The 25,812-nt window shown below is 46.6% G+C and carries 24 protein-coding genes; 8 read left to right on the top strand and 16 right to left on the bottom strand.

Annotated elements, in window-relative coordinates; genetic code table 11:
- Nucleotide 1: 1 nt before the first annotated feature.
- Entirely contained in the window at nucleotides 2–949 is a 948-nt protein-coding gene (locus L0659_RS17475; protein ID WP_235127908.1) for a D-2-hydroxyacid dehydrogenase, read from the top strand.
- Nucleotides 950–951: 2 nt separating this feature from the next.
- On the opposite strand, the gene L0659_RS17470 is transcribed toward L0659_RS17475, so the two are convergent.
- Nucleotides 952–1,164 carry a hypothetical protein gene (locus L0659_RS17470; protein ID WP_235127907.1) on the bottom strand — a complete coding sequence of 71 codons (213 nt, stop codon included), beginning with the start codon at nucleotides 1,162–1,164 and terminating at the stop codon, nucleotides 952–954.
- A 129-nt stretch (nucleotides 1,165–1,293) separates the two neighbouring features.
- A complete protein-coding gene (locus L0659_RS17465; protein WP_235127906.1) occupies nucleotides 1,294–1,683 on the bottom strand; it encodes a LytTR family DNA-binding domain-containing protein in 390 nt (129 codons plus the stop codon).
- 327 nt (nucleotides 1,684–2,010) lie between these two features.
- Here L0659_RS17465 and L0659_RS17460 point away from each other — a divergent pair, with 327 nt between their 5' ends.
- The gene (locus L0659_RS17460) at nucleotides 2,011–3,138 is read left to right on the top strand and encodes a DUF4249 domain-containing protein (protein ID WP_235127905.1); all 1,128 of its coding nucleotides are present in this window, start codon (nucleotides 2,011–2,013) and stop codon (nucleotides 3,136–3,138) included.
- Between the two features lie 30 nt (nucleotides 3,139–3,168).
- On the opposite strand, the gene L0659_RS17455 is transcribed toward L0659_RS17460, so the two are convergent.
- On the bottom strand, nucleotides 3,169–5,421 hold the full coding sequence (locus L0659_RS17455; protein ID WP_235127904.1) for an excinuclease ABC subunit UvrA: 2,253 nt from the start codon (nucleotides 5,419–5,421) through the stop codon (nucleotides 3,169–3,171).
- Nucleotides 5,422–5,567: 146 nt separating this feature from the next.
- On the opposite strand from L0659_RS17455, the gene L0659_RS17450 reads away from it, so the two are divergent.
- On the top strand, nucleotides 5,568–6,392 hold the full coding sequence (locus tag L0659_RS17450; protein WP_235127903.1) for an SDR family NAD(P)-dependent oxidoreductase: 825 nt from the start codon (nucleotides 5,568–5,570) through the stop codon (nucleotides 6,390–6,392).
- A gap of 64 nt (nucleotides 6,393–6,456) precedes the next feature.
- Nucleotides 6,457–7,347 (top strand): AraC family transcriptional regulator, encoded by an 891-nt coding sequence (locus L0659_RS17445; protein WP_235127902.1) that lies wholly within the window; start codon nucleotides 6,457–6,459, stop codon nucleotides 7,345–7,347.
- 122 nt (nucleotides 7,348–7,469) lie between these two features.
- Here L0659_RS17445 and L0659_RS17440 read toward each other — a convergent pair whose 3' ends face one another.
- The 5 genes from L0659_RS17440 to L0659_RS17420 all read right to left on the bottom strand — a co-directional run bounded on the left by L0659_RS17440 (nucleotide 7,470) and on the right by L0659_RS17420 (nucleotide 12,188).
- Nucleotides 7,470–7,625: a hypothetical protein gene (locus L0659_RS17440; RefSeq protein ID WP_235127901.1), complete on the bottom strand. Its 156-nt coding sequence runs from the start codon at nucleotides 7,623–7,625 to the stop codon at nucleotides 7,470–7,472.
- Between the two features lie 138 nt (nucleotides 7,626–7,763).
- Nucleotides 7,764–8,138, bottom strand: coding sequence for a DUF4180 domain-containing protein (locus L0659_RS17435; protein ID WP_235127900.1), 375 nt, complete (start codon nucleotides 8,136–8,138; stop codon nucleotides 7,764–7,766).
- Between the two features lie 102 nt (nucleotides 8,139–8,240).
- Nucleotides 8,241–9,197 (bottom strand): DUF4249 domain-containing protein, encoded by a 957-nt coding sequence (locus tag L0659_RS17430; protein ID WP_235127899.1) that lies wholly within the window; start codon nucleotides 9,195–9,197, stop codon nucleotides 8,241–8,243.
- Nucleotides 9,198–9,200: 3 nt separating this feature from the next.
- Entirely contained in the window at nucleotides 9,201–11,606 is a 2,406-nt protein-coding gene (locus tag L0659_RS17425; RefSeq protein WP_235127898.1) for a TonB-dependent receptor, read from the bottom strand.
- Between the two features lie 174 nt (nucleotides 11,607–11,780).
- Nucleotides 11,781–12,188: a hypothetical protein gene (locus L0659_RS17420; protein ID WP_235127897.1), complete on the bottom strand. Its 408-nt coding sequence runs from the start codon at nucleotides 12,186–12,188 to the stop codon at nucleotides 11,781–11,783.
- 291 nt (nucleotides 12,189–12,479) lie between these two features.
- Between L0659_RS17420 and L0659_RS17415 the strand changes: the two genes are divergently transcribed.
- Nucleotides 12,480–14,285, top strand: a complete 1,806-nt coding sequence (locus L0659_RS17415) for a glycoside hydrolase family 15 protein (RefSeq protein ID WP_235127896.1) — start codon at nucleotides 12,480–12,482, stop codon at nucleotides 14,283–14,285.
- Between the two features lie 39 nt (nucleotides 14,286–14,324).
- Here L0659_RS17415 and L0659_RS17410 read toward each other — a convergent pair whose 3' ends face one another.
- The 5 genes from L0659_RS17410 to L0659_RS17390 form a co-directional block, all read right to left on the bottom strand.
- Nucleotides 14,325–16,571, bottom strand: a complete 2,247-nt coding sequence (locus tag L0659_RS17410; RefSeq protein WP_235127895.1) for a xanthine dehydrogenase family protein molybdopterin-binding subunit — start codon at nucleotides 16,569–16,571, stop codon at nucleotides 14,325–14,327.
- Between the two features lie 24 nt (nucleotides 16,572–16,595).
- The gene (locus L0659_RS17405) at nucleotides 16,596–17,579 is read right to left on the bottom strand and encodes a xanthine dehydrogenase family protein subunit M (RefSeq protein WP_235127894.1); all 984 of its coding nucleotides are present in this window, start codon (nucleotides 17,577–17,579) and stop codon (nucleotides 16,596–16,598) included.
- Entirely contained in the window at nucleotides 17,576–18,214 is a 639-nt protein-coding gene (locus tag L0659_RS17400) for a (2Fe-2S)-binding protein (RefSeq protein ID WP_235127893.1), read from the bottom strand. The genes L0659_RS17405 and L0659_RS17400 overlap by 4 nt, the downstream gene beginning before the upstream one ends.
- A 24-nt stretch (nucleotides 18,215–18,238) precedes the next feature.
- Nucleotides 18,239–19,300: an NAD(P)-dependent alcohol dehydrogenase gene (locus L0659_RS17395; RefSeq protein ID WP_235127892.1), complete on the bottom strand. Its 1,062-nt coding sequence runs from the start codon at nucleotides 19,298–19,300 to the stop codon at nucleotides 18,239–18,241.
- Nucleotides 19,301–19,454: 154 nt separating this feature from the next.
- A complete protein-coding gene (locus L0659_RS17390) occupies nucleotides 19,455–19,901 on the bottom strand; it encodes a putative quinol monooxygenase (protein WP_235127891.1) in 447 nt (148 codons plus the stop codon).
- Between the two features lie 176 nt (nucleotides 19,902–20,077).
- Here L0659_RS17390 and L0659_RS17385 point away from each other — a divergent pair, with 176 nt between their 5' ends.
- The gene (locus tag L0659_RS17385) at nucleotides 20,078–20,974 is read left to right on the top strand and encodes an AraC family transcriptional regulator (RefSeq protein WP_235127890.1); all 897 of its coding nucleotides are present in this window, start codon (nucleotides 20,078–20,080) and stop codon (nucleotides 20,972–20,974) included.
- A gap of 291 nt (nucleotides 20,975–21,265) precedes the next feature.
- Nucleotides 21,266–22,171, top strand: coding sequence for an alpha/beta fold hydrolase (locus tag L0659_RS17380; RefSeq protein WP_235127889.1), 906 nt, complete (start codon nucleotides 21,266–21,268; stop codon nucleotides 22,169–22,171).
- Between the two features lie 97 nt (nucleotides 22,172–22,268).
- On the opposite strand, the gene L0659_RS17375 is transcribed toward L0659_RS17380, so the two are convergent.
- Nucleotides 22,269–23,984 carry a GMC family oxidoreductase gene (locus L0659_RS17375; RefSeq protein ID WP_235127888.1) on the bottom strand — a complete coding sequence of 572 codons (1,716 nt, stop codon included), beginning with the start codon at nucleotides 23,982–23,984 and terminating at the stop codon, nucleotides 22,269–22,271.
- 14 nt (nucleotides 23,985–23,998) lie between these two features.
- The gene (locus tag L0659_RS17370; protein ID WP_235127887.1) at nucleotides 23,999–24,607 is read right to left on the bottom strand and encodes a gluconate 2-dehydrogenase subunit 3 family protein; all 609 of its coding nucleotides are present in this window, start codon (nucleotides 24,605–24,607) and stop codon (nucleotides 23,999–24,001) included.
- 156 nt (nucleotides 24,608–24,763) lie between these two features.
- Here L0659_RS17370 and L0659_RS17365 point away from each other — a divergent pair, with 156 nt between their 5' ends.
- Complete coding sequence (locus L0659_RS17365) at nucleotides 24,764–25,219, top strand: hypothetical protein (protein ID WP_235127886.1); 456 nt, start codon at nucleotides 24,764–24,766, stop codon at nucleotides 25,217–25,219.
- 176 nt (nucleotides 25,220–25,395) lie between these two features.
- On the opposite strand, the gene L0659_RS17360 is transcribed toward L0659_RS17365, so the two are convergent.
- Nucleotides 25,396–25,638 carry a hypothetical protein gene (locus L0659_RS17360; protein WP_235127885.1) on the bottom strand — a complete coding sequence of 81 codons (243 nt, stop codon included), beginning with the start codon at nucleotides 25,636–25,638 and terminating at the stop codon, nucleotides 25,396–25,398.
- Nucleotides 25,639–25,812 lie beyond the last annotated feature (174 nt).

The raw sequence follows: 25,812 nt of genomic DNA, 5'->3' as shown, positions 1-25,812 counted from the left end.
AATGAACATCGTAATTTTAGACGGCTACACCTTGAATCCGGGTGACCTGGATTGGGCGCCGATCCATAAACTGGGGCATGCCGAAATTTATGAGCGCTCAAATGCGGAGGAAATTGTGGAACGGGCGAAGGATGCGGAAGTGCTTTTGGTAAACAAAGTGGTGCTAACCGAGGCGATTTTAGATCAGTTGCCGAAGTTGCAATACATTGGTGTGATGGCGACCGGGTTTAATAACATTGATATAAATGCTGCCAGAAAACACAACATTACAGTTACTAATGTGAAGGCATATGGTCCTGCTTCTGTGGCGCAGCAGACATTTGCATTGCTGCTGGCGGTTGTTAACCATGCCGAGCTGCATAGCCAAAGCGTTTTTGCAGGGGAATGGGTTGCATCGCCGGATTTTTGTTATTGGAAAACACCATTAACCGAGCTCGCAGGGAAAACAATGGGGCTCATTGGGCTCGGAGACATTGGGTCACAAGTTGCGAAAATTGCGCTGGCATTCGGGATGAAAGTAGTTGCGTATAGAAAGCATCCAACGCCAACCGAGGGAGTCGAAATGGTTTCTCTGGAAGAAGTGTTTGAAAGTAGCGACGTGGTCAGCCTGCATTGTCCGTTAACCGATGAAACGAAAGAGCTCGTCAACAAAGAACGTCTCGCCCGTATGAAGCGAAACGCCATCATCCTCAACACCGGCCGCGGCCCGCTCATCCAGGAACACGACCTTGCCGAAGCATTAAAAATCGGCACCATCGCCGGAGCCGGACTGGACGTCCTATCCACAGAACCGCCAAAACCGGACAACCCCCTACTTTCCGCACCCAACTGCATCATCACCCCCCACGTAGCCTGGGCCACATTCGAAGCCAGAAAACGCCTGCTCCAAATGGTCGCCGACAACCTGGAAAGTTTCATGCACGGGGAAGCGTTGAATGTTGTGTCGTAAGATTACTTCCTCGTCTTCTTCCCCTTACCCCAGTTCTTTTTCATCTTGGTATAAGACTTTTTACTGACGGTTTTTTTGCTTTTTGGGCGGGAGGTGCCTTTTTTCTTGCGGGCGTTGATGTTGTTGACGAGGGAGTTTTTAACGCCTAATTTGTTCTTTTTCTTGCCGCTGGTCTTTGCTTTCGTCGCTGCTTTTTTCTTCGCTTTCTTAGCCATAACTGATGCCGTGTTAAGTGGTTTTCGCCAGGACCTTAAATATCCGTGCCCGTTGACAACAAAACAAAAAAGCCCCGGACCTTTGCGGATCCGGGGCTTAGCCTTAATGGTTATATTGCTCTATAATCCTTATGCTGCCAGATATTCGCCCGCCAGCATTTCGTGGATTTCACGCATTCTTCTTCTGGCGATAGGCACTTTCCGTCCGCAGCTGAGCAAAAGCGTATCGGGCTCGATTTGCGCAGTAATGTACATCGGGTTAACAATGTACGATTTATGTATCCGGATAAAATCTACATTCAAAATTTCCACCACCACTTTCAACGTCTTGGAAACGAGATATTTTTTTCCCTGGCGTGTGTGAATGTACGTATAATTCCCCTCGCCTTCCAGATACGTGATCTCCCGCGCCGACACCCACAGGATCTTACCGTGCATGTGAACTGCGATGAGATTAGCATTGTCAATGTTTGCTGGATTGGCGGTCCAGGAGAATGGGTTCGTTAAAGTTGCTTTCATGGCTCAATAGATAAAAGTTGAATAAATTTTAGGTAACACCCTGGCTATTAGAATGACACAATATTCGCTCGGGATCGTTGCGGTAGGAAACAGATATTATCCGTACTGTCAGATTTGGTATCTGTAGTACACTTTTTGGCGGATGATCTGTATATAATCCCCCATTTCCCTAAATATTTATACGATTATCTGGGCAGGCAGTTTGGCAGAAGATCCGCGACAAGTTCTAGATGCCTTCTAGCACCATAAGTAACCATCCGATGATAAATTTTGCGCTATTGTTTCTCGTTTTACTGACAATTTCAGAACTTAGTAAGAAAAGTGGCTATGAAAATTCGTTTACTGAGGTTTATTTCTTTTGTCTTGCTGTTTTTTATGGACAGCTGCATTGAGCCGTTCTCTCCGCCAGAGGTCAATTCCGTTGAAAATCACCTGGTTGTGGATGGATTTCTGAATGTAGGAAATGACACAAGCAGGATAGAACTCAGGAGAACGCAAAATGTAAATCAAACGGCCGGCCCAACGATCGAATCCCAGGCAGCGGTCTCCGTTGAATCGGAATCGGGGGAAGTGAATGCATTTACTGAGGCACGTGCGGGCATGTATGAGCTTCCGCCGCGACAGTATAACACCGCCGACAAATATCGGATCCGCATCAAAACGCAGGATGGAAACGAATATTTGTCCGATTATGTGACAGTTAGCATTACGCCAGCCATCGACAGTGTAACCACCAAGTTTGACAGCTTCCAGGATGCAATGGTATTTTATGTCAATGCGCACGATGCACAGGGAAAGACGCAATTCTACCGCTGGAAATTTGAAGAAACCTGGGAATACCGCGCGGCTTACCAGACGGGTCTCGAAGTAATTGATAAAAAATACGTTTCCCGGACAAAAGACATCAACCAATGCTGGGGAAATATGCGATCGGGAAGCATTCTGCTGGGGACAACGGTAAAACTTTCCAGCGACATTATCAAAGACCTGCCACTGTTCAAAGTCCCTGTTTCAACCAATAAACTTTACATAAAATACAGCGTCCTTGTACGGCAATATGGCCTTTCCAGGCCGGCATTCGAATATTGGACGGCACTTTCCAAAACCACACAAGGCACAGGAAGTCTCTTTGATCCCCAGCCTTCGCAGGTGACCGGAAATATCAAGAACATTACCGACGGAAAAGAACTCGTGTTCGGCTATTTCAGCGCGTCAACCGAAGAAACGAAAAGGCTCACGATCACGCCAAAGCTCGGAAGATTCCCGAGCTGTATGATGCCTGATACATTTGATGTCGTATGCAACCCGCTCAGTAGCAGGCAATGCGGGCTTGAAACTACATCCCTGTTATTGTCTTTTGCCGGCTTGCGGGGAGAATTTGTCCTGGGATCGCCTGCAAGTTGTACTGACTGCCGGGAACAGGGCGGCACATTAGAAAAGCCAAAATTCTGGTGATCCGTAAGGCGACAACCGCAACGGCCTTGATCAGGCCGTTGCGGTTTTGAGATATAAACTGGTGATGGATCCTTCGGCGGTAAGGAGCTGCAACGGTGTGCCCTCGAAAACGACTTTCCCGCCTTTTGTTCCGCCATCCGGCCCCATATCAATGATCCAGTCCGCGTTTTTGATCACATCCAGGTTATGCTCGATGACGATCATTGTGTTCCCTGCGTCTACAAGCCGGTTCATAATGGAAAGCAAATGCGTAATATCGGACATATGCAGGCCCGTTGTAGGTTCGTCGAGGACATAAATGCTGCCTTTTTTATGCAACTCACTGGCCAGCTTGATGCGCTGACATTCCCCACCCGACAATGTACTGAGCGGCTGGCCAAGTGTGAGATAATCGAGGCCCACATCGCTCATAGCCTGTAATTTATTTAAAATGTCTTTTTGTGTAAAATAATCCAATGCCTGCAAAACGGTCATTTCCAGGATATCGGAAATAGACTTTCCATCCAGCTTATAAGCCAGCACTTCTTCCTTAAAACGCTTCCCTTCACAAATTTCACAAGGCGTTTTAATGCCGTCCATGAAGGCAAGATCAGTGTAAATCACGCCCAGTCCCTGGCAAGCGGGACAAGCACCCTGCGAATTAAAGCTGAATAATGACGCACTAACACCATTCTCCTTCGCAAAAGCCTTGCGCACATCATCCATCACACCCGTATATGTAGCCGGGTTCGACCGCGTGGAAGTGCCTACGGCCGACTGATCAATGACGATTGCTTTGGGGTGTTGTTTCAAAAACACATGGTTGATAAGTGAGCTTTTGCCGGAGCCAGCCACGCCTGTAACCACCGTCAGAACGCCGCTAGGAATGTCGACGCTTACATTATGCAGGTTGTTGATCTTTGCATCTTTCACAGAAAGCTTACCCGAAGCTTTGCGTGATTTTTCTTTAAGTGGCAATGATTGCTTGATATGGCGGCCTGTAAGTGTATCTGCCTTAACCAGCTCGGCATACGTTCCTTCGAAAACAATGTTTCCGCCTTTGCTTCCTGCGTGCGGCCCCACGTCCACAATATGGTCTGCAACTTTTATTACATCCGGATCATGTTCAACCACGATCACTGTATTCCCTTTATCACGCAACTTTCCGAGCAATTCGTTCAGCCTGTGCACATCCCGCGGATGCAGGCCAACGCTAGGTTCATCGAAAATATACATCACATCAATAAGACTGCTGCTCAGGTGCTTAACCATCTTCACGCGCTGTGATTCACCGCCCGACAGCGTGGTTGTTTCGCGATCCAGGCTCAGATATTCCAGACCAATGTCCGCCAAATGCTGCAACCTTTCCGATAATGTAGCCACCATGGATGTAGCCAGCGGATCATTGATTTTGCTGATCAGGGCAACCAGTTCGGAAACTTCCATGGCCGACATTTCTGCGATGTTCTTGCCGTCGATTTTGCAGCTTAACGCCGCCTGGCTCAGCCTTGCGCCTTTGCACGATGGGCATGGACCGAGCGCGATGAAGGGCGCCACCGCCTTTTGCGTGCGTTCGGATAAGGTCTTAACGTCCCTTCTGATATATGCTTTTTCGAATTTTTCAATAACGCCCAGGTAACTTGCATTCATGCTCCCGCCGCCGACTTGCAGCTTGAATTTCAAATCCTTACCATATAGCAGCAGCTCCATTTCTTCATCTGTAAAATCAGACAGCTTTTTATCATTATCAAAAAACCCGGAGCTGGCGTAGCTGCTTTTTTCCCAGGTCGCAAACACCGGAACCTGCACCGCGCCCTCATTCAGCGACTTGCTCATATCCAGGAACGAATCCGCCACAACGCCCATTTTCTTCCCTATCCCATTACATTCCAGGCACATTCCCTGCGGATCATTAAAGGAAAACGCATTGGAATTCCCGATATGCGGATGCCCGATCCTGGAAAACAAAAGCCTCAGAACGGGCGAAATGTCCGTAATCGTACCCAATGTTGAATGTGAGTTCCCACCCAGTCTGCGCTGGTCTACCACAATGGCCATGCTAAGATTTTCAATAGCGTCGGCGTGTGGCTGGGCGTATTTGGGGAGAAAATTCCGGATAAACATGCTGAAATTTTCATTCAGCTGGCGTTGCGCCTCCGTGGCGATCGTGTCAAACACAATGGACGATTTTCCCGAACCCGACACGCCGGTGAAGATGGTGATCTTACGCTTTGGAATGCGCAGTGATACATTTTTCAGATTGTTCTCACGGGCACCCCGGATTTCAATAAATTCCTGATACATGGCTTTCTGATTTTATAATTCATGGCTGGCAACAGAACGTAGTAATTCTGTGCTATTCTTCCGCTCAAATGAGCTATTTATCCGCTGGCATACGCGCCAACTTTGTGTCATCAAAATAAACATTAAAAACACAAAAAAATAAGATCATGTCAAAAGCCATTTTTATTACCGGCGCATCCAGAGGATTTGGAAAATTGTGGGCAGAAGCACTGCTGAAACGTGGCGATAAAGTTGCCGCCAGCGCAAGAAACATCTCAGCATTAGATGATTTGGTTGCCACTTATGGCAACAACATTCTGCCTGTTCAGCTTGATGTCAACGACAAAAACGCCGTAACCAAAGCCGTATTACAGGTGAAAGAACATTTCGGAAGCATTGATATCCTCATTAACAATGCCGGATACGGCGTATTTGGAACCGTGGAAGAAACAACGGAAGAGCAGGCAAGGGCGCAAATGGAAACCAACTTCTTCGGTTTGCTTTGGGTTACACAGGCTGTGCTTCCTGTGATGAGAGCGCAAAAATCAGGGCATATCATTCAGGTTTCCAGCTTTTTGGGACTGACAACATTGCCGATGCTGGGGTTATATAATGCATCAAAATTTGCGGTAGAAGGTCTAAGCGAAACCATTGCTAGCGAAGTGGCACATCTTGGAATTAAATTCACACTCATTGAGCCCAATGGATATGCAACAGAATGGGCTGGAAATTCCGCAGTTCAGACCACATCGGACATTGAGGATTATGCCCCCGTGCGAGCTGCATTCGCCGAATCGGGAGACAAACCAGAAACCTGGGGCAAGCCCGAAGCGACTGTGGATGCTATCCTGAAAGTTATCGACAGCCCGAATCCTCCGCTAAGATTATTATTGGGAAAAATCGCCTACCACGGAATGAACGACGTATATACCGAACGATTGAAAGACATTCAGACCTGGAAGGATGTCAGCATTGCAGCGCACGGACATTGAGTTAGCCGAATTATAAAAACAGCTTAATTGTTAACTATGAACAATTCGTTTTTTCGCAATAAAAATGAAACATTATAAAACGATAAGCGAGATCCATAAGGGCAATGGCTGGCCGCCACCGGAAAATCCTTTGTTCAGCATCAATGCTTGCAACAATGCTTGCACGCTAGGCAACCGGGAGTTCACCAGTGACGCCTACATGATCGGTTTCAAGAAGTTACGATCCGGCATTATCCGTTATGGCCGAACAGAATATGACCACAGCGAAGGCTCGATGATGTTTGTCAAACCACGTCAGATCATTGAAATCAAGGACATTGAATTTGAAGAAAAGGGATTTATGATCCTGATTCACGAAGATTTCCTTGCCGGCCACGAACACCACCATGCCATTCAGAAATACGGTTATTTTGACTACGAAGTGAACGAAGCACTGCACCTTTCCCCAAAAGAAGAGGCGGTGATCTGGGAATTGCACGACAAAGTGAAGGCGGAATACCAAAATAATCCGGACGAATATAGCCGTGAGATCATTCTGAGCCACATCGCATCGATTTTAATGTATGCGCAGCGATTTTACAAAAGGCAGTTTCTCAATCGGACAGACATGTCGGGCAAAACCGTAACCAAATTCAATGATGCGCTGGTAGCCTATTACGGGCATGGATATCTGCAAACGAAGGGGTTACCAAGTGTAAACTCCATCGCCGAGCAGCTCAATGTCTCGTCGCGTTATCTCAGCGACTTGCTCAGACAGGAAACGGGCAAAACCGCCATGGACCTCATTCACATATCATTAATTTCAGAAGCAAAAAATCTGTTAAGAGAAGGCAGCCAGGGCGTTGCAGAAATTGCTTACGGGCTAGGTTTCGAAAACAGCTCCTACTTCACGCGTTTGTTCAAAAAGCAAACCGGAATGAAACCGCTGGAATTCAAGAAGATGAGTCTGAACTAAAAATTTAACGGAAATAAAAATAGAAAGGCCTGGTGGGTTGATATGTATCTCAACTTCCAGGCCATATTTTTTGATAGTGTGTCTAATGCTGTGAATAGCGGTGTTGATACTGCCTTTGACCATTATGACAAGCGAACCGAATAAAGCGGCTTCATAATCCTTGGTCTCTTTCCCGACTTCTGCATGCTGGCCGAAGCACTTTCACGCTGAAATGGATTGGTGTTTTCAAATATGTTTTGATCTTCGAATAACTCCTGATTTTTTGCTGACGATTTCATGTTTTTTAGCTTGTTGATGAATTGTAATGTGGGTAGATAAAAATCTGTGCCAGCAGTGACAAAATTAAGCCAGGCAATCCAAACAAGGCTTACCTGGCTTAATTAGGAGATTTAAACATTCAGTGCAAAGGAGTCCGCTCATTCAGCGCAACGGCGCCCGCTCATTCTCTCCAATGCCTCAGAAACACTACTCAGAAAGTTAATCCTCCCACCCCGGTTACTTTCCCTAATGAAATCCTGAATACTCTTTCCAGGATATTTGTCAAAGTCGCCGATGATGGCCAGGCGCATTCGGTAGTTTGAGAATTTTTGAAGGATCTCTCCGGCAATTCCGGTTTTTAGGTCAAAAAAGGAGGGCGTAATGTTCGCTTCGTGAATGATAATGCTGTCAAATCCCTGGTAATAAAGGTTCCCGAGAAGGTCCAGCCCATCTTCGGTTGTTTCAATAATCAGCTTGTCAGATGTGACTTCACCAACCTGAACATCTCCCATTGGATGCGATATAATATTCATCAATGTAAAATTGAATTAATTGAGACAAGCAAATTTTCTGCTTTTGAACCAATTAACAAAATGTCCATTCATTCAGGCTCGCTGGTCACAAGTAGCAACCAGCTAAAACACCACCTTTACCTGCGCTGCGTTGTAAGCAGCGAAACATCCCAGCCCGCCATGAATGTTGGAGTATAGCGGCGCGGGTTCAGAAAATGGCGTGTCTGAGTTTTCTTTAATCTCGATTGAACGCATGTATTTATAATAATTGACATCGAGATTTAAAACTTGCAGCAAAACCGCTAAGACTTTGCTTTTTGGGAAATAGGTGACCAGTTTCCCATCTTTCATAGTTAATTGCCGGGGACCAAAAAAATTGAATTTCCCAAGAAGCGAACTTATGTTCTTGCCGTCAATATATCTATCAGTCATAAATTCACTTTTTCCTTCCTGTCCCTGCCAGTAGAAATGGAAATTTCCAGTCAATGTTTCCTCGCTAAGTCCAGTCTCATCTGTCCATTTAGCAACAGAATATTGATAATCGATACCTGCATCAACTTTGTAATAGTTTGTGTCACCCGGAACGTCTTGCCAGCTCATTTGTAATGTCAGAACAGTATCTTTCATATCCACATTGTCGACAAGGAGCGTGTCAATCTCGTATGATTTGATCACCGGTTTTTTGCCGGGAACCGTACATTTAGAAGTAACGCTTCTGGTTTTGTCTGACACAGATAAATAGTACGTTTTTGAATCTTTAATCGGGAATTTGGACAGTGAAATGGTGTAAATTCTGTTTTCCTCATCATATGGAATGTTGATCTCGTTCACACCATCAGAAATCTTGACAGTTGCGTTTTCCACACGTCTTTCTGTCGCTTCCGTTTTTGTAAACAACGGGACCGACTCCGTGACCAGAACATTGATGTAGGGCAACTGGGGCGAAATGATGGAATTAACAACCAGCTTGGATTCCGTCTGCGGCAATTTCGAAGGTGGAATATTGGTTAAAGGCGTTTCACACGCGAAAAAAATAATGCATAACAGCGCAATGCTGAAAATGGATCTGATCAGGTTCATGGCTCAAAATTTAAAATTGTAACTGAATGAAGGTAAGACAGGAAACAGGGAATATTTTTTCAGCACCGTTTTCCACTCCCCATTTGCGGTCTCTTCTTCCGAACGATCGTAGAAAAATGGATTTTTGCGATTGTAAGCATTATAAACACTGAATTCCCAAGTCCGTTCATGGCGTTTCTTTTTCTTATGAAACTGTATTGAAAGGTCCATCCTGTGAAACGCTTCTGCACGGAAACTGTTCTTTGTGGGAAATTCAGATGCCCTAAATTCTCTGTAATTGCTGTTAAGTATTTTGTCTGCGGGGTCAAATCGATTGAAAAAGTTATCGCTAACAGGATAATATGTAGCACTGGGTACTGTCAGGGCATTTCCAGTCCCATAAACCCAGCTTGCAGACATGGTAATGCGTTTACTGAATTCGTAAATTCCCACAATAGAAAGGTCATGTCGACGGTCATAGCGCGGATTGAATGTCTGCCCGTTGTTGAGTTCTGGGAATTTCCAGTAAATCCAGGACAATGTGTACCCTACCCAGCCGGAAAGCTTTCCACTTTTCTTTTGGACTAAAAATTCAGAACCGTACGACCAGCCTTTTCCTGTTGTAACATTGTCCTGCCAGTCTACATCAGTAGCATTTTCTCCGCTTATATTGATAAAACTGGCACCTTCCCGGTAACTTAGGATTCGGTTCATACCTTTATAAAATCCTTCCAATGTCAGCGTTAAGCCACGTTCCTGCAGATCTTTCGCAAATCCGAATGCAACCTGGCTCGACTGCTGCGGCGCAATCCGATCTGTGCTGGTCACCCACAAATCGGTTGGCAAGCCAAGGCCCGTGTTAGACAATAAATGCACATACTGGTTCATCCGGGCATAGGAAGCTTTTGCGGAGAAGTCGGGTGCCAGCCTTAATGCTGCAGAAAACCTAGGCTCCGGATTAATGTACTGTTTTTTGCCTGCTTTGAAATAACTTAACCGAAAGCCCAAATTCATTTTTAATGCATCGAACGGCTGCCATGTGTCTTCAAAGTAAGCACCGCCTTCCATTGAATAAACCGGCTTTTCAACCGGATCAACGGTTTCTTCTGGCGTAGATCCCGACAGCGCGAGTGCCGACGGCGTAGATTTGTGCCGCGTAGCCTGCAAGCCAAACTTGATAGCATGTGACGCATTGGGATAAAAATCAAAATCACTTTTAAAACTCAAATCCTGAATACGCGAATCATAACGGAGCCTCGACTCGGTCATTTCATCGCTATTGCCAACGGCTTCCCTAAAATAACTCGTTGTAGTGAAATTGAAACTCGTAAAAACGAAAGCAGTATTGGCAAAAAGCTTACGGTTGAAAACATGGTTCCAGCGCATGGTGCCGGTTGCATTCCCCCAATCCAAGCCAGCTTTCATTTTGAATGCGCCATGTTCTTCTTTGACGGAAAATTTATCTTTGCCCAGATAGCCGCTGACATAAAGCTTGTTTTTTGGATCAAGATCATAATTGATCTTGGCATTCAAATCATAAAAATAGTAACCCGGCTTGAACCCGTTCTGACCTTTTTTCTTCTGCGTATATGCTATCACTGGAGCAGCCAGGACATCGATATACGTCCGTCGCCCGGAAATAAGAAACGAGGATTTGCCTTTTGCTATCGGCCCTTCCAAAGTCAGCCGCGAAGCAATAAGCCCGATCCCGCCTTCTCCGTGCAGTTTTTCCTTGCTCCCTTCTTTCATATCCATTTCTACAACCGAAGAAAGCCGCCCGCCGTAACGCGCCGGAAATCCGCCTTTTGTCAACTCAACCCGCTTGATCGCATCGCTGTTAAAAACTGAAAAGAAGCCAAATAAATGGCTCGCATTATACACGACGGCATCGTCCAGAATGATCAGGTTTTGATCCGGTCCGCCTCCGCGTACATACAACCCTGTCTGGCCCTCCGTGCCTTTCTGGACGCCGGGCATCAATTGCAGCCCGCGTAAAACATCCTTCTCTCCTAGTAGCGAAGGAATTTTCTTGATCTGTTCAATCGGAATTTCCACCACACTCATTTGAGCCGATCCGCTGACATTGTCTTCCTGCTTCCAGGCAGAAATAGTAACTTCATCGAGTTGGCGGATCGAGGGCAACGCCAGGTTTAACTCCATATCTCTTAGCGCTGAAATGGTCTGGTTTAATGTCTCATAACCGACTAATGAACAAGTAATGGTAACAGAATCCGAGGCAGGGATCGTAAGTGAATAGAACCCATAATTATTAGTTGCAGCTCCGGTTGCTGTGCGTGTAATATACACATTAGCACCAGTCAACAATTCCTGGCTACCCTTCTCCTTTACAAAACCGCTTATGGTTATACGTTTTTGCCCGAAAACATGCATGGATGCAAGGCATAGGGCTATTAAGATGGTTATTTTCATAGATTTTTAAGCTAATGACATTCATGGGCACATTGCTTTTTTAGTTCAGGCATACCGGATTCCCTGTCCGGCATTGCCTGAACACACGATAATGTTTACACTGAATGCGCGATGAAGAATATAATTTAACTGTTAGAGCTGTTTGAAAAGTGCTACCCAGGAAATCAGACAATCTCAAATTTTAGTATCAATCATTTTAAAAGGAACTTCCTCTTCCGTAATGGTGCCATCTTCGAAAAATACCAATATTCGCAAAAGCACATCGGTTGACTGATTAACATCATACTCAATTGACTCTTTAACATTTATTCGCTTCTCTCCTTTGCAATCGCACTTGATCTCTTTGTCGAAAATCTTGCGTGCATCATGATCCAGGAGCATTACATAGTAACTCATCACCGACTTATCTTTCGGTTCAATGATTGCCTCAACATTGAATGCGGTGATGTCTTTTACATCCTGGTTACGCGTGGGGGAAACGACTGTAATCAAAGGAGAGTCTTTTGTAATGTCCTTCATCTTACAAGAGCCCAGCATTGTTATTAAAGCGGCTATGACGAAAATTAATCTGTTCGTTTTCATGTGTGTTTTGATTTAAGTGAAAAAATGGTAACTAAACTTTCAAACACAACATCGAATCCTATGCCCTAGCACGTCTAAAACGGTTCGCGCTTTCCCTGCGGCGGGGCTGGTTGATTGAACGGTAAAGTGATCGGGTGAGCTTGGCTTTGATATTGTCCGGAAGCCGGAAATTGGGGATTTTATTCGCGAAACGGCCCTTCCACCGAAACGAATCCTGCATAGCAACGCGGTGAGGGCGTTCCCTGGCGTGATAATTTACACACACAACTTCTCACACTCACAACAAAACAAATGCCCAGAAAGAACCCTGAACATGCGCGGATTGAGGATTATGGATTGATTGGAAATCTCAAAACTGTTGCCCTTGTGTCCGTGGAAGCCTCTATCGATTTCATGTGTTACCCGGCTTTCGATTCCCCTACTGTCTTTTCCAAATTACTGGATAACAAAAACGGTGGGAGCTTCGGTATTTATCCGCAAATGGATGGCTATAATACCAAACAACTTTACCTGCCCGCAACAGCTGTGCTGCTTACCCGGTTCTTCTCAGAGTATGGCATCGCGGAAGTGACTGACTATATGCCGGTTGACGACCAGATGGACAAATCGAATGCAATCGTGCGACAGGTGAAAACGGTGCGTGGCAATATCACTTTTCAGGCGAAATGTGAGCCTGCGTTTGATTACGCGGGCGCGTCGCATATTTGCGAAATTCGTGATGAGGGTGTCTATTTCAAGGCAAATGATAAAGATGGAACGGTTATGCGCCTCATAGCGGACGTTCCATTGCAGATTAAGAAAAATGCGGGTTATGCCGAGTTTACACTGGAACAGGGAAAGACGGCCTATCTGGTGTTGGAATGTGGCAAAACACAGGTGGACGATGAAAACCCGATTGAGGCTTATAAAAAAGATACTTACCAGGATACGGTTGATTTCTGGCGAAACTGGTCCAAAAAATCCACATACAAAGGTCGCTGGACTGGCGCTGTGAACCGCTCGGCCATAACACTGAAACTGCTTACTTCCCGCGAACAGGGTTCTATGGTGGCAGCGCCGACATTCAGTTTACCGGAAGTCATCGGCGGTGGCCGGAACTGGGATTACCGCTTTATGTGGATCAGGGACGCTGCATTTACGATGTATGCATTCCTGCGGCTTGGTTATACGGACGAAGCGACGGCGTTTCTGGAATGGATCCACGATCGTGCCCAGGAAGATAAGCTTTACCTCATGTATACGATCGATGGCGGGCATGATATGGAGGAAAAAGAACTGGAACATTTGAGCGGTTATCAAAACTCAAAGCCTGTTCGGATCGGCAATGGTGCGCAGGACCAGTATCAGCTCGACATTTACGGAGAACTGATCGACACCATTTACATTTACAATAAACAGCATTCGGCGATTACGTTTGAGTTTTGGGAAACCATTGTGAAACAGGTGAATGTGGTTACCAAAAAGTGGAAAACAGCCGATCACGGGATCTGGGAAATACGGAATACAGAAAAACATTTCCTGCACAGCCGGCTGATGTGCTGGGTGGCGATGGACCGCGCGATCAAAATCGGGCAGCACCGCTCGTTTCCTTTTCCGGAGCAGGATTGGAAAAAAGTGCGTGATGACATTTATACAGACATTTACGAAAATTTCTGGAACGATGAAATTGGTGCATGGGTGCAGCATAAAGGCGCGAAAACCGTGGACGCCAGCGTATTGCTCATGTCGCTGATGCATTTCATCTCACCTTACGAACCGCGCTGGTTATCTACATTAAAAGTGGTGGAAGAGCAGCTTGGGGTGGACGTGCTTTTATATCGATACAAAAACGGCGAAACATCATTTGACGGCCTTGAAGGTGAAGAAGGAACATTCAATATGTGCTCCTTCTGGTATATCGAGTCCCTGGCCAAAAGCGGCGAAGTCTCAAAGGCGCTTGATAGTTTTGAGAAAATGATAGGCTATGCCAATCACCTGGGATTATTTAGTGAACAGATCGGCCACAAAGCCGAACACCTGGGCAACTTTCCGCAAGCATTTACCCACCTGGCCTTAATCAGTGCTGCATTGGAAATTGATAAGCAGCTGGACAGGTAGTAGTAGTTGCCAATGCATTGCGAAGATCACAGCCCAAACTCAAATCAGCTTGTCCGGAGTGATCGGCAGCTCCCGGATTCGTTTACCTGTTGCATTGAAAACTGCATTCGCAATTGCGGGCGCTACGCCTATGATCGCGATTTCGCCCAGCCCTTTACTACCCACAGGATCGGCCAGCAAATCAGGTTTGTTTACAAAATAAACATCAATATCCGGCACGTCGGCGTGAACCGGCATGTGGTAATCCGCCAGGTCTTTGGTCACATAACGGCCAAAACGGTGGTCCATCACCGCATCTTCTGTCAATGCCATGCCAATGCCGCCCGTGGCGCCGCCGATCATCTGGCTGGCTGCGGTTTTCGGACTTACGATCGTGCCTGCATCCGCGCAGCAAACAATCTTTTTGACCCGTACCTGACCTGTGAACGGATGCACATGGACTTTGGCAAAGTGCATCGAGAATGCATACATGGAATATTTAGTGCGGTTTTCGTCGGGTTTGGACTCTTTGGTGGTCTCTATTTTTTCAATGTTATTTTGTTTAAATAAATCGGCGAGCGTCGTTTTTGCAGACTTACCACCGAGCTGCAATTCATTTTTATCAAACATCAGATCATCAGCCTTTGCAGAATTGAATGCTGCATTTCCTTTGGCCGCTGCCATGGTAATGAGCTGTTCTTTCAATGCATTGCAGGCCGACAGCACCGCTGGCCCTACACTATTTACAGTAGAAGAACCACCTTGCAAACCCGCATTCGGGAATTCGGAACTTCCGAGGTGAAATGTTATTTTTTCGGTTGGGATGCCCGTTGCATTTGATGCGATCTGCACCATGGCGGTTCCGGTTCCGGGGCCAATGTCAGTGATCGCGCAATGCATAATGAGGTTGCCTTCCTTATTCAGTTCTGCGTGTACGGTGGCCGAACTGCGGTTTGCGCCAAATGTCCCCGTGCCCATTCCATAACCTACAAGCCATTCTCCATCGCGCACTTCGCCTGGTTTCAGTTTCCGGTTTTCCCAGCCAATGCGCTTTTTACCCTCTTCATAGCATTCCCGCATATATTTGGTAGACCACGGCATTTTCTTGTCCGGATCAGACTCGGTATAGTTGGCAAGCCGGAAATCGATCGGGTCCATGCCAATGACATGCGCCATTTCATCCATAGCAGATTCCAACCCAAAAGCACCTGTGGCTTCCCCCGGCCCGCGCATCCAGATCGGCGTGGCGACATTGAGTGGCAGGATCCGGTAACGCGTGCTTACGTTCGGTGAAGCATACATCATCCGCGTTTGCTGTAAAGTCGATTCGGTAAATTCCTCATAGGTGGATGTCTGCCCGATAGACTCGTGGTTGATGGCAACCAGTTTTCCGTCCTGGGTGGCCCCCATCTGGATTTTTTGCCAGGTTCGCGGCCGGTACCCCACCATCGTGAACATTTGCTCGCGTGTCAAAACCAGCTTAACAGGTCTTTTCACCTGTTTTGCAGCAATGATCGCAGCTGTTTCGTGCGGCCAGTTGTGCAGCCCGTTCCCAAATGCACCGCCAACAAACGTGGTAATGCACTTCACATTTTCCTCAGGCAAATTCCATTCTTTCGCAAAATTCTTCTGCGTCATTTTTGTGCCTTGCACCTTATCATACACCGTAAGTTTATCGTCGGCTTCCCAGTGTGCGATGATAGCCTGCAACTCCATCGGATTATGCATTTCGGTAGGCAACACATATTCCGCCTCAATTTTTACAGCGGAATTTTCAAATGCGTCTTTTTGTCCGCGGTCATAATCGGCAGTTGGAGATTTCGGGTTTTTCTTGGCAGCTTCCGGCAGTTTTGCTGCTTTGGCGTTTGCTTCCAGGTCTGTCTGATGCTGCTCCTTGTTGTATTGGACCTTCACCAGCGAAGCTCCATGCTGCGCTTTTTCCAAACTGACTGCAACCACCGCTACAATGGGCTGATCATTGGAATATATCTTATTATCAAAAAATACACGAAGCGGCTGACCATTGGTAGACGGCTCGGAAGGATGTTCGCCCTTGGGCTGGTAACCCGGCACTTTGATCGCATTCATGTGTGATATAACCGCCAGCACACCAGGTGCACGTTCGGCTGCTTTGGTATCAATGCTCTTAATGGTGCCCTTTGCGATCCGGCTGCCAACGAGCACGGCATAGGCCATATTCGGTAATGGATATTCTGCTGAATATTGCGCTGCGCCGGTAACTTTCAGGCGCCCATCCACCCTGTCGAGCGGCTTGTATTCTTTTTTATCGAAAAATGCTTCGTTCATGATCTTTGAAATTCAGGGTTAGGATTAAACCAGGTCAGCGGCATTTTTCAATGCTTCAACAATTACATTAGGCCCGAGTTTCAGTTTAAATGCATTGTATTTGTAAGCCTTCGCGCCTTGCATGGCGATTTCGGCAGCTTGTCTGAAAGTCTCTTCCGAGGCTGTTTTGCCGATCAATGCTTTTTCTGCCTCTTTCAAGCGCCAGGGCTTATGCGCAACGCCGCCCATAGCAAGCCTCGCTTCCTTGATGATCTTCCCATCCATGTTCAAAGCCGCCGCCACCGACACCAATGCAAAGGCATAAGAAGCGCGGTCGCGGACCTTCATATAGTGACTGTTTTTGCTGAATGCATTATCCGGGATCTCGACTGAAACGATCATTTCGTTATTTTGGAGCGTGTTGTCCTTTTCTGGCTGCTTGCCCGGAAGCCTGTGAAATTCTTCAAAAGGGATTCTTCTTTCGCCTTTCGGACCTGCTACCAACACCGTTGCATCCAGTGCTACAAGCGCTACACACATGTCACTCGGGTGCACAGCAATGCATTGTTCACTCGTCCCAAAAACGGCGTGCATCCTGTTCAACCCCTCCAATGCGCCGCAGCCCGAACCGGGCTCGCGTTTATTACAGGGCAGTGCTGTATCGTAAAAATAATGGCATCGCGTTCGCTGCATCATATTTCCGCCAACCGTCGCCATATTCCTGATCTGCGGCGATGCGCCTGCATTTAATGCTTGTGATAGCAGCGGATGTTTTTCAATGATCAGTTTGTGTTCGGCGACGCGGCTGTTTAATGCCAAAGCGCCAATACTGATCTTGCCATTTTGCTGCTGAATATCTTTGAGCGGGACCTGGTTAATGTCCACCAGTTTGGTTGGTGCGGTAATGTTCCGCTTCATCAGATCGACCAGGTTCGTACCGCCGGCGATGAACTTTGCATTGCTGCTATTTACCAATGCGCTGACAGCTGCTTTCGTGGTAGCTGCACGCTCGTATTGAAATTGTATCATGATTTCTGCCCCCCGTTTTTAACTTCCTGAATTGCCTTCACAATGTTGGGATATGCTCCGCAACGGCAGATATTCCCGCTCATGAATTCCCTGATATCGTCTTCGTTATTCGCGTGCCCTTCGTTAATGCAAGCCACCGCCGACATAATTTGTCCCGGCGTGCAGTAACCGCATTGAAAACCGTCGTGCTTGATAAACGCCTGCTGCATCGGGTGCAGCTCTTCGCCTTTTGCCAGTCCTTCAATGGTTGTAATCTCCTCACCCTCATGCATAACGGCCAGGCTCAGACACGATAGCACACGCTGCCCGTTCACATGAACCGTACACGCCCCGCATTGACCATAATCACAGCCTTTTTTGGTTCCTGTCAAATTCAGCTGCTCACGGAGCACGTCCAGGAGTGTTGAACGCGGTTCCAGGTTGAGCTGTTTCTTTACACCATTCACCTTGAAACTCACAGGTGTAGTTTCCAATGCTACACTGATCTTTTCTCCCAGCTCATGCTTTGCTGCTTTCGCGACTGTTGCGGGTGCAACGGCAATGGCGGTCAGGATGGAAGTTGTTTTCAGGAAGTCGCGCCGGGAGTCGCTGCTATGCAGCTTTTCCGGCTTTTCTGATGCGTTGTCTTGGTTCATGGTGAATGTTGATTGGTGCAATACTTACTTCTTGATGGAAGCCAGGTCAATAACGAAACGATATTTCACGTCGCCTTTGATCATGCGTTCATAAGCTTCATTAATTTCCTGAATGTCGATCATTTCAATGTCTGCGACAATGTTATGCTCGCCGCAGAAATCCAGCATTTCCTGTGTTTCTGCAATACCACCGATCATTGAACCGGCAAAGCTTTTACGTCCCTGGATCACGCTGAATGCTGCCACTGGAAGCGGGTGTTCTGGTGCGCCCACCAAAGCGAGGGAACCGTCTACCCTCAGCAGGTTCAGATAGGCATTGATATCGTGTTGTGCAGAAACGGCGTCCAGTATGAAATGCAGCTTTCCTTTGTATGCTGCCATTTGGTTTTCATCTTTAGACATCACTACTTCATCTGCCCCAAGTCGTTTCGCTTCTCCGAATTTCGATTCTGATGTGGTGAAAGCAACAACCTCTGCGCCCATTGCTTTCGCAATCTTGATAGCCATGTGGCCCAGGCCGCCAATGCCCACAACGCCCACTTTTTTACCAGGGCCTACATTCCAGTGACGCAACGGCGAATAGGTTGTAATGCCGGCACACAGCAAGGGAGCAGCCGCAGCCAGGTCCATACTTTCCGGGATCCGCAATACGTAATTTTCATTTACCACAATCTTTTCAGAATAGCCGCCAAATGTCGGCGAACCAGGAAAATGCTTGTCGGGCGCATTATAGGTGCCCGTCATCCCTTCTTCGCAAAACTGTTCCAAATCTTCTTTGCAATATTCACACTCACGACAAGAATCTACCATACAGCCGACGCCTACCATGTCTCCTACTTTGAATTTTTGCACATGATCGCCCACGCTGACGATCTTTCCCACGATCTCGTGGCCGGGAACACAGGGATACATGGAAGGGCCCCATTCGCTGCGTGCAGTGTGCAAGTCGGAATGGCATACCCCGCAGAATAAAATATCTATCTCAACGTCATGGGGAGTCGGTTTTCTCCGGTTGATATTTATTTGGTCCAATGGTGCTTCGGCAGCATCTGTCCCGTAAGCCTTTACATTTGTTGTTTCAGTCATTTTTTTAATATGTAAATTTTTCAATTTCCTCTTTTTATAACCGGATCGTCCGGGCAACAACTTCCGCGAATTTCCCATATTCAGGAGCATCTTTCCGAAGCAGCTCACCGGCCTGTAACCGCGCGAAAATGTCTTTTTCTGTACTCATTGACTGTTATTTCAATTTTTTAAAGATTTCCGGCATCGTCTGTGAATCGATTGCATTCATATCTATCAATTTCAATGCCTTCACCATTTTCAATGTTGTTGTTTTGTAATGCTGGAAATGTGGGGTTTTCAAATGCGACTGGTACGCAGCGCTGTCGGCATAGATCTCCACGATCCGGATCTGGTTGGGCTGCTCTTTGATATACATTGGAAAAATAGCCACTACGCCAGGCTCCTTTTTGACAGACGCTGCGGCTTCTTCCTTCAAAATCGCATTATACTCCGCCAGAAACTCCGGCAGGATCTCAATTTCTGAGATCCGCACCATCATATCGTTTTTAATGATCGCCCCTACTGTATCTGCCTGTGTTTGGCTGAGGGACGTTTTTGTTTGTGAATAAGCCGCGGTCGAAAGCATCGTTCCGAGCAGCAGCGTGTAACTTATTGATTTCATGAGATGTATCATTGTGCTATGATTTTTGTGCCATTGAATATAACAAAGATCGCCCATGCCGGCTGCACAGGTTTTATACAGGTTACTGGAATATTTACCACTTTTACTGATTACGTATTTAAGATGGAATCGGTTTTGCCACAGGTGTTATATTTGATCTTGAAAATTCTCAGATTATGGAGCAGGTAGAAAGAATAGATACGGTAAAGCAATATAACAACTGGATCGGTGTAGAGACGCTGCATCCGCTGGTAAGTGTGATCAATTTCAATGAGATCCCGACCGTGCAGCACTTCCGGCGCTATATGGGCATTTACGCCGTTTTTTTCAAGAATATCAAATGTGGCGACATGATCTATGGTTGCCAGCCTTATGATTACGAGGACGGAACATTGGTTTTCATATCGCCCGGACAAGTATATGGCATTGACAGCAAAGGAGTCGCTACCAAACCGTCCGGTTATGCGTTGGTTTTTCACCCCGATCTGATCGCCGGAACGCATTTGGGAAGAGTTATTAAGGATTACTCCTTCTTTTCCTATGAGGTGAATGAGGCATTGCATTTATCTAAAAAAGAGAAGGAAACGATTGTGGATTGTTTGGAAAAGATCAATGTTGAAATAGACCAAAATATTGACAAGCATAGCAAAACCCTGATCGTTTCTAATATTGAGTTGTTTCTCAATTACTGCATGCGATTTTATGATCGTCAGTTTATTACGCGAAGCAATGTCAATAAAGATATCCTGGTGCGGTTTGAACAATTATTGAATGATTATTTCAAATCAGGCAAATCGCAGACATCGGGCTTGCCAAGCGTAGCTTATTGCGCCGAGGAGCTGAATTTGTCCCCTAATTATTTTGGTGATCTGATTAAGAAAGAAACCGGGCATACGGCGCTGGAATTTATTCAATCCAGGCTGATTGATGAGGCCAAAGTGAAGATGTTTGAGGGCAGTCACTCCCTGAGTGAAATTGCTTACCAGCTCGGGTTTAAATATCAGCAGCATTTTACAAGGCTTTTTAAACAAAAAACCGGCGTCACGCCGAATGAATACCGGAATCTGAATTAACATGATTGCATCAGCACGATGCATTATCCTATCACCCATAGATAACAAGGAATTTGTGCCGCTTCCCAGGGACAAGTTCCCGACCCGCAGGCCGACCTCCTGCGGGAGCGATTGAACCAACTTTCGACGTCTTACAAGCCATAATTTCATCTTCCGGGAAAAATGTACAAGGCGCATGGACTTTTATCCATTCTTCTGCGCCGATTAACCTGCCACCTTTGTAATGTCAAAACGATATGACAATCGGCTAACGGTTAGCAGATTACCCAAACATTCAAACTTACTACTCAGATGAAAACTATTGCCTTGACCATCGCATTCCTGTTCACTTTTATCCAAAGCCAAATCCTATTTGCACAAACACGCAAGCCCGCAGCATTAGGAAGAGAAGAATACATTGAAGTAGAGAAAAATGTAAAACTCCACGTGATCGACCTCGGCGAAGGTCAGCCTGTTGTACTTATCCACGGATGGCCGCTGAACAATGAGATGTACGAATATCAATACCAGTATCTGGTTGAAAAAGGGTTCAGGGTTATCGGGATTTCCCTCCGCGGTTTTGGAAAATCGGACCGGCCTTATGGAAAATATGACTTCGATACTTTTTCCGACGACATTAAAGTGGTCTTGGAAAAACTGAAAATCGAGAACGCAACATTAGGCGGATTTTCAATGGGAAGTGCCGTGGTACTTCATTACATAACCAAATATAATGGTGCGCATATCAAGAAGTTAGCCGTATTCGGCGCAACCGGTCCATCATGGAAACAACGGGAAGGCCATCCTTACGGCATCACCGAGCAGGGCGCAAAAGATCTCATCAAACAGACTAAAGCAAACCGGGAACAATTGGTAGCAGGTTTTGGAAAAGCATTCGAAGGACAGGAAGGCGGACTTTCACCGGAATCGATCAAATGGTTGGAAAACATCAACCTGAATGCATCCCCTTTCGCTACTACTCAGGCTATCAGCGCATTGGGTGACCTGGATCTTCGCCCTGTGCTTGGCAAAATCAAAATGCCGGTTGCGATTTTCCACGGTGTCAATGACAAATTGTGTGACTATGCTCAGGCTGAACAGCTAAACAAAGCCATCAAAGGTTCCTATATCGTGAAATTCGAAAAAGGCGGACACGGGTTGTTTTTAGAAGAAATGGATAAATTCAACTCCGAGCTCGAAAAATTTGCCAGAAACTAATAAGCAATTACCCTGTATCTAAATAAGAAAAAACCCTGTGAAGCGACTGTCTCGCTTCTCAGGGTTTTTTCGGGCGCATTTTTAAGTTAAAACAACATTATAAATTCTGCTTCTTCAATTCTCCCACCGCATAGTCAGCCGCTCGTGCGGTCATCGCCATGTAGGTGATGGACGGGTTCACGCAGGAAGATGACACCATCGCCGCGCCGTCGGTAACGAATACATTTTTGCAGTCGTGGACCTGATTGAATTTATTGAGTACGGAGCTCTTTGGGTCTTTTCCCATGCGTGCGGTGCCCATATCATGTATGCCGAGGCCCGGATGCGTGTCCTGGCGGTTGAATCCGGTGACATCTTTGAAACCTGCGGCTTCGAGCATTTCAACCGCAGAGGCCATCATGTCTTTTCGCATCGTCAATTCATTTTCACCGAAAGCGGCGTCGAAAACGATCATTGGAATGCCCCATTTGTCTTTCTTTTCTTTGTCCAAAAACATGCGGTTCGATGGATCGGGAAGAATTTCTCCGAAGCCGCCAAAACCCATTGTCCACGTGCCGGGACGCGACATATCTTCTTTGAAACTGGCACCAAAACCATTCATCGTGATGCCCCGTTTCCAGTCTGTTTTGCTCGCGCCTCCCTGGTATCCGTATCCGCGAAGAAAATCCTTTTTATCGGTCCCCCAGTTCCGGAAACGCGGGATGTACAATGCATTCGGCCTTTGACCAAAAATATAATCATTCTCAAATCCCTCAACGGTCGCATTCGCGCCCACGCCCAAGTGATGGTCCATAATGTTCCGGCCAACCTGATCGCTGTCATTGCCGAGACCAGCAGGAAAACGATTTGATTTTGAATTCAATAAAAGTGCAGCCGTGTTCATTGAACCGGCATTCAGGAATACGATTTTGGCAAAAAACTCTTCCACAGCCATCGTGTTCTGATTGATCACGCGAACCCCTTTGGCCTTCTTCGTTTTTTCATCGTAAATGATCTCACTCGCAATAGTATCGTGCAGAACCGTCAGTTTATCCGTCTTCCGCGCTGCCGGAATAGACCCTGAAAGCGAGCTGTAATAAGCACCATAGGGACAGCCCCGGGAACATTTACTCCGATACTGGCAAGATGCGCGGCTGAGATCCGTATGCCAGGATTGCGGTTTGGTAAGGTTCGCAACACGCCCGATCGTTACCGGCCGGTTGAGCTTTTTCATCATTGTTTCCTTAAAATAACGCTCGGGAGCGCTCATGGGCATGGCCGGCAGATAATGTCCGTCGGGCAACACGTCCCACCCTTCTGCCTGGCCACTGATTCCCACAAATTTTTCGACATGCGTATACCAGGGTTCGAGATCTTCATAGCGGATGGGCCAGTCGATCGCGATGCCTTCTTTTGCATTCGCCTCAAAATCGTTTTTATTCATCCGGTACGACTGTCGCCCCCAGTGCATGGATTTTCCACCGGTGTGATAGGCCCTGATCCAGTCAAACGGACGCTTTTCTATATATGGATTCTTTTGATCGTCGGTAAAAAACGGCCCGGTTTCCTCATTGGCCAAAGTCCCGAAACGGCTGTTTGCCCAATATTCTTCAGCAGAATGGATTGAAACTTTTCCTCTATGCTCAAATTCCCACGGGCCTTTCATCGCGGTGTCATAATCTTCAATGTGTTTCACTTCCCGTCCCCGCTCGATCATCAACACTTGCAACCCTCTCTCCGTGAGCTCTTTGGCCGCCATTCCGCCCGTCATGCCCGAACCAACCACAATTGCGTCGAACGTATGTGCCTTATCTGCTTTTAAATTTAAGTTCATGGTAAAATTGGCGACTAGTAGGCGAAAGATTTCTGATTAGGCTGCATTTGGATCATTTCCAGCTTTCCGGGAATGGGCACATATTCAAACGACGATTTGATGCCTGCCTCCGATGTAAAATAACCCAGCATCGTCAGTTCCTTCATCAGTCGCCAATACGGCAACCCCTTTTTCTGGGCTGCCATTTGTTCCCGGTCTTCGTTGTCGCCCATTTTGGTTTGCTGCACCTGGTATGCCTTCATTTCCTCAGCCGAATCCGTTTCCACCTGTTTTAACAACGCGGTTTTCTGCTCGTTACTTAATGTCAGGAACTGCTTTTTTTCGAGGTTATTAATCCCTTCCACAAAACTTTTATGCTCCGGGGCCTTATAACAATCCTGCACCATCATTACAATGAACGCCGGAACGCCTGCATCTTTCGCGCCAGGCGTGGTCGTTTTTGGGATGATCATTTCAGCCACTTCTGCGACGATCTGTTTTTGGTTTTCGGTCAAAATCAGCTCAGCCGGAAAATTTTCTAAGGGTAAGCGGTTTTCCCAACGCTGCATGGCCAGCAAAGTCGGGGCCGAAAACGCCCCTCCGAGCAAGGCCGCAACGTGGGTAATGGCAGTTCTTCTGTTCATGGATTTCTGCTGGAATGATAAGTTACAAAGCGCACGATAATGTAATTTATTACATATATTTCAAAACGATTTAAATATTTTGTAACGACCAGCACATGCTATTCATGTGACGCCTGTCATTTTGGTGCGTGAGGTTGTGAAACAAATGAGCCGCGTATGATTTTGCAGCGAAGAGATTTTGGATGGTTTGGGTTTTCGATGTTGCTGTTACTAGGGTTGGCACTGCTCGCGATCACATATGGCATGTACCGCAATGATGCATGGGAAGACAAAATGGCGGAACGCAGCCCGGTGGTTTGCATGAAGATCGTGGAGCGTTTTAAAAGCCTTGGAACTGCCAGATATCCCAGCAAAATTTACGCGCTTTACCAAAACAAGACATACGATTTTGCAATGGGGAATAAATCTTTTCGCCGACTTTCCGGCGTGGATACCATCGCCGTCTATTTCGATGCCGCAACCGGCCGCGCTTTCCTACCCTCAACCGGCAATGTCCGGCACAATGCATTTTTATACATCATGTTTGCAGCAGCTGGCCTGATGATGGTTGGGGGGAGTTATAGCGAGTACAAAAGGCTTATTAAAATTCGCCGGATGAAAAAAGATGCCTGAATTGGAGAAGTTTATAGGCGCTGGCATCAACTTCCAAAAACATTTTACACATTTGCCGCCAATCGGCGTAACCTCTGGAAAATCGACAATCCAACTAGGCAGCCCCTAATGCAAAAAGCCAGGCAATCCGCAAAGGTTGCCTGGCTTTTTGTTGCTACGAATAGCGAATTAAATCCCTACTTTTTCAACTCACCTATCCGCTGGAAAAAGAACAGCAGCTCCTTGAATGAAGTAAAAATGTCCGTCGCGCGAAGGTTGTGCCCAAGCTCCGGCTGCGCGAGCATGTAGCCTGAATAAATGTCCCAAAGGTCATTCACCCAGCTCGCCGCGCTGCTTTGACTGAGCAACTCCGCGACTTCCCGGCCGTAAGCCAAGTGCATCGAATCCAGGGATTCGTTGGTGGTTTGTTGTGTTTGCATAATTTATATGTTTTAGGTTTTAATAAAAAATGCCCTGTCTAAGGTGTCCTAACGTCATATACAACGTTCGGGGGGCTTTCGCCACACCCACACCATAACAGGGCAATGCTCGCAAGATTCTTCATAAGAGTATATATTTATAGGAGGTTGAAGATTCAGAAGAAATTTGGAGAA

The sequence above is a fragment of the Dyadobacter sp. CY347 genome (genome assembly GCF_021502655.1).
Taxonomy (GTDB): domain Bacteria; phylum Bacteroidota; class Bacteroidia; order Cytophagales; family Spirosomataceae; genus Dyadobacter.
The sequence above is the reverse complement of the archived record's forward strand: the minus strand, read 5'-3'. Positions and strand labels throughout refer to the sequence as shown.